The sequence below is a fragment of the Paenibacillus polymyxa M1 genome, from assembly GCF_000237325.1.
Taxonomy (GTDB): domain Bacteria; phylum Bacillota; class Bacilli; order Paenibacillales; family Paenibacillaceae; genus Paenibacillus; species Paenibacillus polymyxa_C.
Genome location: NC_017542.1, coordinates 224,769 through 239,437, shown reverse-complemented (window position 1 = coordinate 239,437; position 14,669 = coordinate 224,769). Strand labels below are relative to the sequence as shown.

At 42.8% G+C, this 14,669-nt stretch carries 12 protein-coding genes; 4 read left to right on the top strand and 8 right to left on the bottom strand.

The window, feature by feature from the left end; all coding sequences use genetic code 11:
• Nucleotides 1-81 precede the first annotated feature (81 nt).
• A complete protein-coding gene (locus PPM_RS01040; protein ID WP_043886077.1) occupies nt 82-624 on the bottom strand; it encodes a VUT family protein in 543 nt (180 codons plus the stop codon).
• A gap of 275 nt (nt 625-899) precedes the next feature.
• Here PPM_RS01040 and queC point away from each other — a divergent pair, with 275 nt between their 5' ends.
• From queC to PPM_RS01020, 4 genes are all read left to right on the top strand, one after another.
• Complete coding sequence (gene queC / locus PPM_RS01035; RefSeq protein ID WP_013368835.1) at nt 900-1,559, top strand: 7-cyano-7-deazaguanine synthase QueC; 660 nt, start codon at nt 900-902, stop codon at nt 1,557-1,559.
• The gene (queD, locus tag PPM_RS01030) at nt 1,556-2,038 is read left to right on the top strand and encodes a 6-carboxytetrahydropterin synthase QueD (protein ID WP_013368834.1); all 483 of its coding nucleotides are present in this window, start codon (nt 1,556-1,558) and stop codon (nt 2,036-2,038) included. The genes queC and queD overlap by 4 nt, the downstream gene beginning before the upstream one ends.
• Complete coding sequence (gene queE, locus PPM_RS01025; protein ID WP_013368833.1) at nt 2,031-2,744, top strand: 7-carboxy-7-deazaguanine synthase QueE; 714 nt, start codon at nt 2,031-2,033, stop codon at nt 2,742-2,744. Before queD ends, queE begins: the two co-directional genes overlap by 8 nt.
• A gap of 238 nt (nt 2,745-2,982) precedes the next feature.
• On the top strand, nt 2,983-4,803 hold the full coding sequence (locus PPM_RS01020; RefSeq protein WP_013368832.1) for a hypothetical protein: 1,821 nt from the start codon (nt 2,983-2,985) through the stop codon (nt 4,801-4,803).
• 1,505 nt (nt 4,804-6,308) lie between these two features.
• Here PPM_RS01020 and PPM_RS01010 read toward each other — a convergent pair.
• From PPM_RS01010 to PPM_RS00980, 7 genes are all read right to left on the bottom strand, one after another.
• Nucleotides 6,309-6,782, bottom strand: coding sequence for a hypothetical protein (locus PPM_RS01010; RefSeq protein WP_013368831.1), 474 nt, complete (start codon nt 6,780-6,782; stop codon nt 6,309-6,311).
• Nucleotides 6,783-6,788: 6 nt separating this feature from the next.
• Nucleotides 6,789-9,899 carry a contractile injection system protein, VgrG/Pvc8 family gene (locus PPM_RS01005; protein WP_013368830.1) on the bottom strand — a complete coding sequence of 1,037 codons (3,111 nt, stop codon included), beginning with the start codon at nt 9,897-9,899 and terminating at the stop codon, nt 6,789-6,791.
• Between the two features lie 75 nt (nt 9,900-9,974).
• Nucleotides 9,975-10,391, bottom strand: a complete 417-nt coding sequence (locus PPM_RS01000) for a DUF4280 domain-containing protein (protein WP_013368829.1) — start codon at nt 10,389-10,391, stop codon at nt 9,975-9,977.
• A gap of 15 nt (nt 10,392-10,406) precedes the next feature.
• Nucleotides 10,407-10,907 (bottom strand): hypothetical protein, encoded by a 501-nt coding sequence (locus PPM_RS00995; RefSeq protein ID WP_013368828.1) that lies wholly within the window; start codon nt 10,905-10,907, stop codon nt 10,407-10,409.
• Nucleotides 10,908-10,921: 14 nt separating this feature from the next.
• Nucleotides 10,922-12,214, bottom strand: a complete 1,293-nt coding sequence (locus tag PPM_RS00990) for a pentapeptide repeat-containing protein (protein WP_013368827.1) — start codon at nt 12,212-12,214, stop codon at nt 10,922-10,924.
• Nucleotides 12,215-12,276: 62 nt separating this feature from the next.
• On the bottom strand, nt 12,277-13,692 hold the full coding sequence (locus PPM_RS00985; RefSeq protein ID WP_013368826.1) for a phage baseplate assembly protein V: 1,416 nt from the start codon (nt 13,690-13,692) through the stop codon (nt 12,277-12,279).
• Nucleotides 13,689-14,363 carry a hypothetical protein gene (locus PPM_RS00980; protein ID WP_013368825.1) on the bottom strand — a complete coding sequence of 225 codons (675 nt, stop codon included), beginning with the start codon at nt 14,361-14,363 and terminating at the stop codon, nt 13,689-13,691. Before PPM_RS00980 ends, PPM_RS00985 begins: the two co-directional genes overlap by 4 nt.
• Nucleotides 14,364-14,669 lie beyond the last annotated feature (306 nt).

Here is a 14,669-nt window from a genome sequence, read left to right as displayed (position 1 = left end):
TCCTCCGTATCCCTAATATACAAATGTTTGTTCCCCTGCAATAGTAACATATATTTCTTTGTATTTAAAATGGCTTTGCTCTCAGTTAAATCGCTCTAATCTCTTATTTAAGGCGAGACGAATTACACCCGATGCAAGCAACTGAACAACGGTTTTAACAATAATCTGGCCTAAAATCGCATATATAACTGCATTCCATGGAATAAAGTTTGCTCCAAGCGGTGACAGCCCTACCACTACAAAAATAATACTATCTAAAAAGCCCCCAACAATGCCGCTATACATTACACGCAGATAGAACGGAAACTTTAAACGAGTATAAATTTCTGTATCAGTGGTCTCTGATACTAAAAAAGTCAAAACAGATGCAAATGTAATCCAAAGTCCATCACCAAGTAAATACGAAGTTACCCCAGACAAAATCATTGCCATGATAATAAGAATATATACAGTTCTTCTCCCCACATAAATTTGAACAAAATCTCTAAGGATAAAGGTTGCCCCAATAATAAAGGATCCTGCTGGAATAATAAATATTCCAAGTTGAATAGGATTTGTTCCTGCTGTTACGACATTGGCTGTAACAATAGCCGTTAAGTATAGTAGAATAACTAGGTATTTCATTCGTTCACCTTTTCTCAATTTTTTCAGTATTTCACTATTATATAATAGGATTTTGAAATCAGCTACCCCCCTTCCCTTACTGGCATGGCCAACGAGGGGGCGAAAAGATACTTTATTGGTTTGTGACGGATCTAACAACGAAGAATTCATTCCAAAGGTTTCCTGTTAATTAACAATAGTTCCAAAAGACTAAGCGTGATCGCTAATTTTATAATGATATACTTGTTATGAAGCATACTACTCATGATTCATCGACAAAGGAGAATATATATCTCATGAATAAAAAAGCACTTGTTGTATTTAGTGGAGGGCAAGATAGTACTACCTGTCTACTCTGGGCACTAAAAGAATATGATGAAGTTCAAACCGTCTCTTTTCAATACGGCCAACGTCATAAGTTAGAATTGGAATGTGCTTCTGAAATTGCAAAAGAACTCAATGTGAAGCATCATGTTCTAGATCTTAACTTGCTCAACCAATTAGCACCGAATGCCCTTACTAGAGAAGATATTGAAATAGAAGCAGGTAGCGAAGGCGCACTTCCAAACACATTTGTAGATGGCCGCAATATGTTATTCCTTTCCTTTGCAGCCATTTTAGCTAAGCAATTAGGTTACTATCATATTATTACAGGTGTATGTCAAACCGATTTTAGTGGCTACCCGGATTGTAGAGATGTTTTTGTTAAGTCCCTCAATGTCACATTAAACCTTTCAATGGACTACAATTTTGTAATTCACACGCCGCTAATGTGGCTAAATAAAAAACAAACCTGGGAATTAGCCGATCAGTTAGGACATCTTGATTTTGTAAGAACGAAGACATTAACTTGCTACAATGGAATTATTGGAGACGGATGCGGTGAATGTCCAGCATGTCTTTTACGCAGAGCAGGATTAGAACAATATCTTCAAGAAAGGGGCAACACTTTGTGAAAAATGAAGTCAGCGTTTGCAAGATCTTTCAATTTGATGCTGCCCATCAACTTATAGGTCACAATGGAAAATGTGCAAATGTACATGGACATACGTATAAACTAGAAGTTGTCATTCGAGGTAAAGCCTATGGTCCTGAAGATGTGTCCAACGAAGGATTCGTTATGGATTTTAGCGATCTCAAAAAAATTGTTAACGAAGTTATTATAGATAAATTTGACCATGCTTTCCTAGCAGCAGGGAATGAACCTGTTCTCCAAACACTAGAGTCTACTGGGTCAAAGATTTGTATCGTTGGATGTCGTACGACCGCAGAGAATATGTCTAAATACATTTGTTTTGAACTTATTAAAGCCAACCTTCCAGTATGGTCCATAAAACTTTGGGAAACACCTACTAGTTGGGTAGAAGTCTTTGCTTCAGATATAGATCATAAAGGACCTTTTTATGTACAAAGTGGAGTTTGTGATTATGAGTAAACTTCCAGTAATTGAGCTTTTTGGACCGACTATTCAAGGAGAGGGTTCTGTTATTGGACTGAAGACAATGTTCGTTCGTTTATATGGATGTGATTACAAATGCTCTTGGTGTGATTCAGCGTTTACATGGGATGGCTCGAGCAAATCAAGTATACAACGTTTAACCAGTTTAGAAATCATTGATAAACTGAATTCAATTGGTTTAGATGGCTGTACATATGTCACAATATCAGGTGGTAATCCTGCCCTCTATAACGAACCTCTGTATGACCTTATTTCTGAACTTCACAAAAGATCAAAAAAAATTATTGTGGAGACTCAAGGGAGTATATGGAAGGATTGGTTTAATGATGTTGACATATTAACCATTAGCCCTAAACCTCCTAGTTCTTTGATGACTACAGATTGGAAAGTTCTCCGATTTATCTTTGCGAACCTCCAACATTCGAAAGTATCTTTAAAAGTAGTTATCTTCGATGAAACTGATTATCTTTTTGCAAAAAAAATCCAAGTTTTATTTCCTGACATTCCTTTATATCTTCAAGTAGGGAATGCTGAGGTTACACGCAGTGAGTGTATTGCTGGACAGTTATTAAACAAATTAGAATGGTTATTTAACTTAGTTATTAATGATCCAGAATTGCAAACTGCTAGGGTACTTCCACAACTGCATACTCTGATTTGGAATAACGAACGGGGGAAATAGAAAATTAAAAATATATTATATAGACCACCGATAGGAGTAGTTAAGCGTACTCCTATCGGTGGTCTATAACTTGTTTGCAACATTAGCATCATAATTAAGTTGTTTTAAGTGCGTCGTTTAATACTTGAACCACTCCCCTTTAGGATTGACATTTACCATCGCTTTTTGTATATTACGTTCACGAGATCGTGAACATCGTTCACAATTCAGTGAACAAAGTTAACAGGAGGACATTGTCGTGATTATTGAAAAGGATTTGTTAGCATTAAGCGATGTAGCAAAATTATGTGGGACTAGCAACAGCAACGTTTCAAATTGGAGAACTCGTGATTCAAATTTCCCCGATCCTTTTACCGAAACGTCTGCTGGACCTATATGGAAAGCGGAGGATATCGTTACATATCTTCGGAAGAAATTCGATGATGGATATGACGTGATTTCAACAGGTAACATATCCTCAAAGCGCATGGCAATAATAGGACGAGCACGTGGTGGAAAGTCGTTCTTAATTTCAAGATTTGTTTCTGATAGAACAGGCTTTGTTAAACTATTTTGTGGAAATAGTGCTGATAAAACTGCCTGCCCGATCTATATTAAAATCTCCGAGTATATAACATTGGAGTATTATGTATTCCATACAGATTTCAATAGTATCTATCTAGCAGATGATAATGATGACGAGTTGAAGAAATTAAGGGAGAGAGTATCGTCTCTCGTTGATCAACCATATTGGCAGGATAATATCGAAAAGATGGTTGAAATTGAAGGTGTCATTAGGGAAATTAGAGCAGTAGAAGATCGTTATCCGAATCGAAAAAACAGTAACACATATATTGATACTTTTCAAAGACCGAGTACTTTTTGTAAAGAGATTCTTAGAGAGTGTGGTCTTGGGAGCATCGAGATTGTGGATACACCAGGCGTCTCTGGTAATGTAGAGGCATCCAAAATTGCTAAATCTGATATTTATTTATTCTTATTAAAACCAGAAAATAGCGATGAATCACAGACGCTACGGAAAATTGTTACAGAAATTAAAGCAGATGTTGCAACCAGCAAAGCTGTCTTTTTGTATAAGAAAGAAGCAATCCTCTTTACAAAACAGGAATATGAAGACGAGCGATTATCAATACGTAAAGATATGGCTGCGTTCAGTGAGTTGTTTAAGGATTTTAAAGGAAACATTATTTCTACAGAATTAGATGTTTTAGATCCAGCAAGTCACTGCATCCTTTTTCCGACAATGAGTCGTGACAGAATTACTCTTCCGGAAGAACTTTTTCTTGAAGATATAAAAGGAAAATTGCTGGAAGCATTCAAACCAGAGGATGAAAGCAGCAAAGATAATGAGTTCAAAAAAATAGTTTCAAAACTGGGAGGTAAAGCAGAAGAATTTGCCCTGAATATTATGAGGAATATTCCTGTACATGGACTTGGTGCAGATGAAAAGGAATATTCTGTCGAGCAGGTAATTGCGGAACAACATGATAGAGTTATGACAAAAGACAATTACAGACTCCGCAACGATCTGGATTGTGCATACTCTAGAGAAAGCAGTATTTTGGATAATTACTTTTCATCTTTTACGGCTGCTGATCATCCAGAAGAATGGCAGCAGATTATCATCAAGTATGTGCATAAAAAACTGACAACTAGTGTCAGAACAGATCGTGGGTTAGGTGTAGGAACACATCATTGGGAGGAAAGACCTGCTAGAACGATGTTGATTGAAGAGTCAATTTTAGCTGACAGGATTCTAGCTAAAATCCTAGATAAAGATGAGAGGTACCGAAATGAACCATATAGAATGGCATTTAAAGAAAGTAATATCACCAGTGCAACATGGAATTATGTAGGTTGCATAAATGATAATGATGCAGTCACTAAGCTGAAAATTATCAAAGAGTGCCTACTAAATGTCAGTGTGTCATATCGTGAGGAGATGGTATTGTGTAGATATGTAGGTGGACTTCGTAAAATCGCAGAATACAAGATTCTTGAAAACATGGGATATAAAAAGGACAAGTGCATGGAAGAACTAAAGACAATGCCTTTTTAACTTGCATGCTTAAAATGGGAGCAACCTCACAATCAGTTCTTTACAATCAGCCTAACATCCTAGTCTCGCCTCTCATGCTGTGGATGCCGGTGTTATAGGTTGTGGCCTTTCTTGATGGCAAAGTCATTGACATCCAAAACTAGGCCCTCCCTTTCCTGGGTATCTTACCAAATTTGATTATAAATCTGCTCGTATTCTACGTTGTATCGTACTCGCTGGTGCTTGTTGCATCCAAGGCACTATGCATAGCGATGGAGCCCAGGGCTTGCTCAAAAGCCCAGGAGCGGAAGGCTAAATCTTACCCAAGAAAAATTGGCTGACAGCGAATCATGATCAAGGCTGATTTATTAATTTCAGCAATATGAAACAGACCTATTCCAACTTATGGTTTAAGTTGGAATAGGTCTTTACAAGTTTACAAGCGAGTTTGCTAAGTTTTTAAGTGTTTGATTTGTTGGTTGTATTGTATGATCTTTCTGTTAGGGTTGTAAACAGGTTTATACTAAAAGTCTTCTTCCGACATTAATATTAAGTGAACCCCCTACTCCATCCGTATTTTTTTGTGTTGAGCATATATTCTTTGACAGGTATGAAATTAGAACTATTTAATTCAATATATACATTCGACCTTGTTGCTATAGACAAGTCACATCTACCATAAGGCCATCCTATATCACAGCGAACAAACAATACGGCTGTGGCATTGTCCTTTAATGGCTTAAGCCAAGAATAGAAATGAACAAGGCTATCAGGGTGACACTCGATTCTTAGCGTGTTCTTTCTTGACTTTGGAACGAAGGTCAATTGATATGAGATATGCAGGTAGTGCCCACCATCTCTTACATGTAAATGATACTTAAATCCCTTCTCCTTCAAGTGAAGATTAACGTTTAAATGCTCACATAGACGTAACCGAAAAGGATTAAAAAAATCCCAATACACGTCTGTAAACTCTACTACAATACGGTCAATTGAAACTTGTACTCCTTCCATTTTCAGCCCCCAACCGGAATTTTTTAACGAATTTCGGACTATATTAGAGGGCAAGGCGGCTAGCCTAAAACGTTCCTTACCTGATATGTTGACTGGTCGTCACCAGATTGTTGTTTTACAAGATAACTATCGTTACAACACTCAATTAAGTTGTGGACAAATTTCTTTACTTTGCTGAACCAACCTCTCACTATCAGTAGTCGTTCTATCCATCGTAATAGTTGCAATCACCACCTAATGAAGCACAATCTGCTACAGACGTTATAGATTTGAAAAACTGAGAGAAAACGAAGATAACAAAAAACAGATCAATCATGGTGGTATCTGACCATAATTGATCTGTTCAATGTAACGTAATAACATTATTTAGGTTATAAATTCAAGCATTAATGTGCGTACATAAGAAATGACAAAATCTTTATACGGGTATTACATGGGTTAAACGTGTTATTGATTGAATGATGGGTTCATTCGGGACTGGGTAGCCCCACAGATTGATTCACATTTACATCTTAGTTTGACAATTCTTTTTCAATGTAAGGACGGTCAAGTAGACTAAGTAGACTTGTGGTTAAATATTTCGTCTGATACTGGTCTAAAGTGTTATTGACAATTAGCTGACCATCCTCAATTCTAAGCAACTGAGCTGAACCATCTTCTAGAAATAATAGATTTCCATCAATATGTCTTATAAGCCTTCCCATAATTTTAAACAAAAGCTCTAGTCCTTGATGAAAAGTATTACCAAATAATTGAATTCTGATGCAGACATTTACATCTAAGTTATAATGATTTCTAACAAAAGCGATATCAGAAATATCTTCAATTTCAAGAGCCAATGAAAATAGCTCAGACCCAATAACTATTTCCTCATCGTTACAACTCAATGATGCCTTCTTGTTCGCATACTCAGTTGTAAATCTTTCCATCATCTCACCTAATGAATTAATACCTACATTAGATAGTAAAAACAATTCATAATCCATTCACTTCTATCCCCCAAATACTCGTGTAATTTCCCCATCTTTCACAATAGATAGTTCTTTTAAGTTCTTTAAATCACCGTTTGGATTTGCTTTTCTTAAAATCCCTTGAATAATTTCGGCGACTTTTTCAGAAGGGAACTGATCTACATTTAGAACTATTCTTTCTGCTTGTGTTTTAGTCTTTTTTGTTATGTTTCTAAGAATGTTATCTACATTTGTTTCTATTGTTGGCGCATAACAGTCAAATACCTTACCTTCAATTAAGAAATCTGGATTTGACGACTCTTTTATTCCGTATCCATTACCACCGTTTACTTCATCTAGCATCTCAATGTCATATCCTTGATCTGCCATTAGATCGGCTGTTTCACTCTCTTTCTTAATACCGTGTGAGTCACCTTTTGTATAGTTTCCTTTAGGTTTTCCACCTTTAGGTAAAGAAGGTTCTGTTAGATTAACATTACCCGTCCCCTTAGTCCCAGTCGGCTTTTCGTTTGGTTTACTTGGTTTCTGCGAAGAAGGTGTGCCTTCACTCTTGCCTGACTTCGAACTAGAAGGTTTAGACGGCGTTGATCTATTGGGACTTGGCCCCTCGCTTTCAAACATTCGATAAAGATCCTTAGTACTTTCAACACTATTAGATGCTCCGGTATACATTACCGTTGTTCCTTGTACTCCCATAAAGGCAGATTGTGCCATAGCAAGGACACCTACGGGTGCCCCTACTCCCGTAGTCGTTATCAAACCACCTAAGAATCCTTCCCCCACAGCACCAACCGTTTCTACAGCTCCGGCTACAGTTGTTAAGGCATGTCCGATCACTTCACCTGTTTTACGTGCCTTCGGATGATCTGAGGCGTATTCCTTATTCATTAATCCATACGAGTAATCTGTTACAACTGCTGATGCCGATCCTAATACAACTTCTCCACTCACATCTGCGGCATACTCCAACTCGTTCGCCATCTGCTTCGCCATAATGGCTTCGTTTTCCGAATTCTGGAACTGGGCTTCCGCCATAAGATCCCACCATGACTGCTCTTTTTCTTCTTTTTTTGGCTCCAGCTGTTGGGCCATGTAATTTTCGGAATTCACCTTCCAGCGTTGTCTTAAATCCGCAGGAATCTGTTGGTATGCTTCCCCCACTTCATTTGCAAGCTTTCGTATATAGGGTACTATATCCTCCAATGAGGTGGGTAACCCTAACTCACGTGCACTCGTAAACACCTTCCCTAGTATCCACTTTTTATAATAGGCATCCCTGGCTTGCTCATGCTCGTATTGACTAATGAGTCCTTGCAACGCCAAATTGGCTAAATATTTCAGCGGGTGCAAACCACCTTTGGCACCTCCACCCCCAGCACGACTCGTTCCTGTGCTGCGAACAGGAATAGCTGCGGTTGCGAGCAGAATCGAACCCGCTGCTATTCCCATAGGTCCGATTAGCGATGCTGCTCCCATCGCAACTCCTGCCACTACTCCCACCACCGGAATGGAGCCTAACAGCTTGGACACCGTACCCAGCAACGCATCAGCTTTTTTTTGAGCTGTCGGGCTCGTGATCTTCGCGGTCGGGGGCTTTGCTGTGCTGTTGGATGAAGCCTTCGCGGCTGCGGATTGTGCTGCTTCATATGCCTTAATATTCATCAGCGGCGGTTCCGGCACGGGAGGAAGATCCATAACGAACACTGGAGCCTTCACCGTACCCTCCTGATCAATCACCGGGGCTTTGATATCCGTTTCACCATCCAGCACCATGCTGCTGGCTCCGCCTTTAAGATACAATGCACTTCCTGCTTCAAGTGACAGCTCCTGCCCTGCATCCAGCTGCACGTGACCGCCTTGAATCTGCACATTTCCCGGACTACTGACGGTAATGCCACTCCCTTCATGGAGTGCAATCGAAAATGCTCCCGAAGTGGACAGGGTCAGTTCTTGCTTCGACATATCCACGCCGCTTCCTTGCGCATGTCTCCATGCTTTGACGTCCGGCTGACCCATCGTGTAGCGATGCTGCCGCAGCGAATCCGCCACGTAGGCTTCATGTTCCCGGCTCGTCGGCAAGTAAAGCTCCACCCGCTCCCCAATCTCTGGCATATCATACCATCCACTGTGTTCTTCCGCTACATAGCGAGTCGCCACAGGGAACCAACATGCTTTAGCCAGGTCTTGTTTAGGGTCGATATCCAACTGGAGCTGTATAAAGTCTTGCTGTACCTTTAACACACTACCCGTAAGTGTAATTCCCGTAGCTTGATCGTTTTCATAACGGGCATAGCGGATATCCTGTTCGGCCTGGAGATCGTAACGAGTGAGCAACAAGCCATCCTCTAACCGTGTCACTGCCCGAACGACGACCAACTCTTTTCCTGATCCAATTGGTAACGTTATGAGATCCCCTAGCGCCACATAAAGCAAACTTTCGATCACATAAGTCACATACGAACCTGCGCGTTCTCCTGGCTTTCCCTCATCTAGCTCATGAAACGTTTTCCGTACCCGGTAAAATACATCCCGTTCCACCTTGTACGGTTTGCCTTCCGGCATCCCGAAAAAAACTTTGGGCGACGCAGCCGTTACCTCCGGCACCAGCACCGATCCAAAGCGGGAGGCGAGGCGCTTTAAAAATGCCCAATCCGTCTCCTCATATTGTAAAACAAAAGTGTCCAGTTTGGCATAGTTCGTGACGGTATCAATGGCATCTCCATACTGGTATTTTCGAACCATCGCTGTGACCAGGTCATCATAGGTGCGGTGAATATCTTGATAGGATCGCTTTTTCAGCTTGATATCCATCTGATACGAATGCGAGGCGGCTTCCAGTTCAAAGGTATACACGCCCCGAGTGCAATGCACCGATAGACGTGTAACGATGCCATGGAATAATCGTCTTAGCGATTGTCCCTGCTCATCCAATTGGAGGATGACGATCGGTTCATCCTCCATGTTCTGTCCAATACATACGGCTCCCTGTTCTTCCGACAGCATGCCGCTCACCATCAAATATGCATGATCGTTGATGGCTCTTGTAATTTGAAGCTTCTCTATATGTTGAGGCTGAAAGGAACCGTAAAAACGCAGGCTTTCATACCCGATTCCGTTTTGTAATACACTCAAGTGAGTTCATGTCTCCTTTCGGGCGGCTTAAAGCCGCGAGGTCGTTTCCAAACCTAGCGGCTTTGAAACAGACCCTTAATCCAGCTCCTGCCCATCATTTTCAATTTGGATATGACCACAATACAGACACTGATGGGTACAGTTCTGTGTCAAGGCGGGCTGCCCCTCGATCTTCACGTCACTTTTCCCGTTCAGCCACGGCATGGTCAGGACCGGAATACACGGGGCCTTCTTCACGCCATAGATGTCCACCATCTCACTGGCCTGCACAGCCGGATTTAATGGACTGGAGCAGTTCCCAAAAGACTGGATGTTCACACCCGGTACATAATCTCCAATGTTCATTTGCGCTTTGTTTTTAACGTAGACCCCATGGCTAAAAGGTCGTTTCAAACGGGTAGGCTGAGTGCCATAACTACAGCTTAAAATTGCTCCTGCCACGACATAGCTCTTTTTCGCACCCGTTCCCGGTTTCACTTGGGCTTCTCCCACCTTGCTCCATCCCCCTTAGTGCTCCATCTCGATTCGTTGTACTCGAATGCCTGTAAATGATCGCCGCAGCAGACTTTCCGCCACCGCCAAATGGATATAGATATGGGGTTCGATCAGTCCCACAATTCGAAAAACAGGCGACTCCATCTCCCCCTGTCTCAGTATCAAACGCTTCAACGTCTCATTGGGATACCATTCCGTTTGTGCGGACAAACGATCCATCTTCGGCGGACGAAGCACCCAGTACACCTCCTGCCTGGCCTGCTGAAAATCGGTAAGGATGGCCGCTCTCCACTCCAGTCCCGGCATATATTTCTCTAATAATGCTTTCATCCGATCCGACACTAGCGGCAGAGGATATTCCAAAAAATCCGGGTACACCGTTCGTGGATCGGTATATACAGCAAGAAACAGAGGATCATCCTGCTGTCCCTGGGCTCCTGTCAGGATGTCTTCTACTTGCAAGGGAGACAGCGCAGCAGGTTCTACCCGATGTTTTACCCGCTCGTCTACCATCAGTCGAAAATATCTCAATGCAGCCACTCCCTTTTACCAGCGGCATCCCTCGCCTGTACAGACGCAGACGGCTCTTTGTGTGAAAGGGAAGCCTCAAGGATTGCCCACTCCAATCCAATAGCTCCTCTACGCTGTGCATCGGTAAACATGGCTCCTTGTACATTGGCGCCCGTAAAATCAGCTCCAATCAAACAAGCCCCTTTAAAGGAAGCACCTGACACATCCGCTCCAGCAAAGCAGGCATCCGTTAGATCCGCCCCGTTCAAGAACGCTCTTTGTAGTGACGCATCTTGAAATACGGCTTCTCGCAGCTGTGCGTCTTGAAAACGGGCCCCCTGCAAACTCGCCCTTGTGAAATCTACGCCAGCAAAACCTAATGGCTCCCAATCTAAAGCAGCATCTGATCCATATCCGGCGTTCCCCATAACGGCATCTAATATAGCCCCTTTCATCGAGCATCCACTAAAATCGGCTCCATGAAGCAAGCTGTACGTTAAGTCGATTCCATCGAGTTGACTTTCCTCCCACATCGTTCCAACCAAGACACAGCCATGCAAGCGACTATGTTCCATCTCGATTTGGCGAAAAGCCGTATAGCGGAAATCCAACTGACTATAATCTCCGTCCGAAAGCTGGATTTTCTCCAACGCCTGATAGCTATAGGCATGCTCTTCTTGTTCCTCCAGCCACGACCGGATTTCGCTCGCCTCTAACGCTCTGCGATCTTCTTTATACACTGATATAGTGTGGTCCATATATTCCCCCACACGGATCTCAAATGTTTCTTCCCGATCCAGCTCCTGAAACTCCGGTAAGCACATCGCCTTTTTTATCGCCAAACGCATCATATTCACAACGAGCACATGAATATGTACCGCTGCCTCCAGCATGACCTGCTCCCATTCAAGCTCCGGTAGAGAAACATGCTGCTTCTCTACCTCCCTTCGTAATTTTTGCTGCAAATCGGTCCAATAGGAATATGTCCAGCTTGTATCCCATTCGAATCGAATCGGTTCAGGATCAAGTACCCATAAAGCGTTCGCTGCCTCCACCAGGTAGGTAGGCCGCTCCTCCAACCATGTGGTACGTAGCATGGAGTACGTGATATAACCGATCTTTCCTTTTCTTCCTTGAAGCTGCTCTTGCCGAATGTCCCGGCAATATCCCCGAAACTCCTCGACACAGGCTTGAATCCGCTGACCTTGCTTCGCTTTGAACTTCAGCGCCCAGTCTCTGCGGATCAGGAACCATGCTTGATTTAGGATGACTTGCTGCTGCGGGTTTAGCTCATCTATAGGCTTCTCCATTTGCATTCCTCCACTAGTTGAAGCTCTTCATATGTCATATCATCATGCTGCCGCACTACAGCCTAATTCGACTTCACTTCACTGCCCTTCATATCCGCTGATCCGCTCAATTGAATATGACTACCGTTGCAATCCATACGCAACTCACTGCCTGCGGACAGACTCATCGTTTTCCCAGCAGATAGACTCAAGTTGCCACCCGCCGAGATACTTACCTGCTTGCTGCTTACGATATGAATGCCTTCCTTGTCGTCCAGCTTGATAAAAATAGCGCCGTCTTTACCCGTCACGACCAGCTCATCCGGCCCCAAACGAATCTCCTTGCCATGGGGTGTTCGCCATATTTTCATCTGCGGATTGGAAAACTTGTTGTGTCCGCCCCCTCTGCCTGCACGTCGAACCGCACTCCCCGCTATCCCATCTTCTTCACGACTGCCCGGAAAATAGAGTGAAACCGGATCACCTTTTTCCGGCATCACATACCAGCCAGTATGCCCCCCAGCACTATACACCGTCGAATAGTTGAACCAGTGTGCCTTATCTACATCCTGCTTCTCATCGCAATCCAGATGGATGCGCACCTGGTCCTGACGGATGTCCACAACCATACCGCTTAAAGAGGCTCCCGCCAGCTTTTCCTGATAGTAGCTTTTTTGCCGTAAGCCTTTGTACGAGGCAAGCACATATTGATGCCGCAGCAGCCCTTGTCTCATTTCGGTATAGGCTTCCACTACATACAAGCTGTGTCCCTGAAAGGTCATCTGAGCTCCCAAATCCAGTACCTCGTCCGTTTCTACCTCATAGAAAATAAAGTCATTTTCTGTCACCTTCGCCTGCTCATTTTCCTGAAAATAACGGAAAGGCAGCATCTGCTTGCGCACGGTATAACGAGTATGATCCAGCACCACCTGTGCAGGACTATCCTCAATGCCAAAATAAAATTTAGGGCTGTCAAAACGAGCCACAGGCATCAGGCTCGTATGATACCGGGAGGCCATACGTCTCAAGAACGCCCAGTCCGTCTCCTGATACTGGATGGCAAGCCTTCCGATTTGCTCTCCACCTGTCGCTCCATCAATCACATCCAGCCCTTCGTAGTCCTTGCCGATCTGCTCCAGCATCTGAGGAATGGTCATTTTCGTATATTGAAAAGAACGGGTACGCTGTTGGATGTCCATCCGGTAGGTATGGGATATCGCCTCCACCTCCAGATAGTACACGTCCCGCACGACCTTCACTTCGACCGATAGCGCAATTCCGCTGAATAGCGGCTTACTTTCACCAGACTCATTCCGCTGGCTCACCTGGATGACAGTGTTCTTTTCCGTCGTTTCCACATAGCTGTCCTGCATATCCTCGGGGATGATTCCTGTAAAATAGAGCCGGGTATGCTCGTTGATTTTTTTCGTGAGGGTAAGCTGTTCCAGCTCAACCAGCTCGAAGGGATAGATTTGAATTTGATCGTAACCGAGGCTCATAGGAAAGCCACACCTTTCTCAAATGTAGAATCCGAAGGTGACGGAACAATATGGAGAGATTGCACTGTATTTTCTGCCACAGGCAACCACGCTTCCATGTCCGATTCCATACAGTTAAACGTACCCATCGTCACCTGTCCCTCATGGACAAACAGCAACATTTCGTTGTACAAATTCGTATCCACACCTGCGGCTACAAAACGGATCATTCCGATGGACAACCCGTAAGGATTCATGATCATTTCCGTACCGATCCAGTTACGAACAGGTTGTACAGACCGCAGTACATCTGCCATTTGTTCTACAAACTCGGGAAGCTCGTCCACCTCCAAAGCCGATTCTGTCGAATTAAAGGTGATATTCACCGTCCCTTCCAGAGAGGTATAAATCACCTGGGGGCGATGTTCCGAAGGATATTTAAATTTAGCTTGCTCCAGCGGCATCAGGCTAAAAAGTTTGGGGATGCTAACCGCCACTTGTCCATCCAAAATCGTTTTCCATTCCAACGGGATCAGCTCATCACCCATCCGTAGCACCCTGTTTTGTTCAGCAACTGAGTTGTCCTGACCAGGTACATCAGCTTGAGATAGGTTCGTATTTACGTTATTAGATGCTGCATCATGATTAAGCTTATTTTTGAGACTTAGGATATGCTCGTCCATATAGTTCATAGAGGTGGTCCCTTCTTCTTAAAAAGGTGAGAGTTTACTTCAAAATACGAAAGTAAGGGGGGATATTTAACAATAACCCATCTTATGTATGTATCGGACAGAATAGGGATTATGTTTACAGAAAGAACCATACGAAGCGTTATTTTCAATGTGTATTTCTGAAATTAATATGGAAAAGAGGATAAATAAGAACAGACTGCCGATCAAATTAAATCCATCTTATCTAAAAAAACAAATTATCATGTAGAGTACACACCAGATGTTCTTTTTCTTTTTAAGGGCAAATAATCACCCCCATTGAACCTA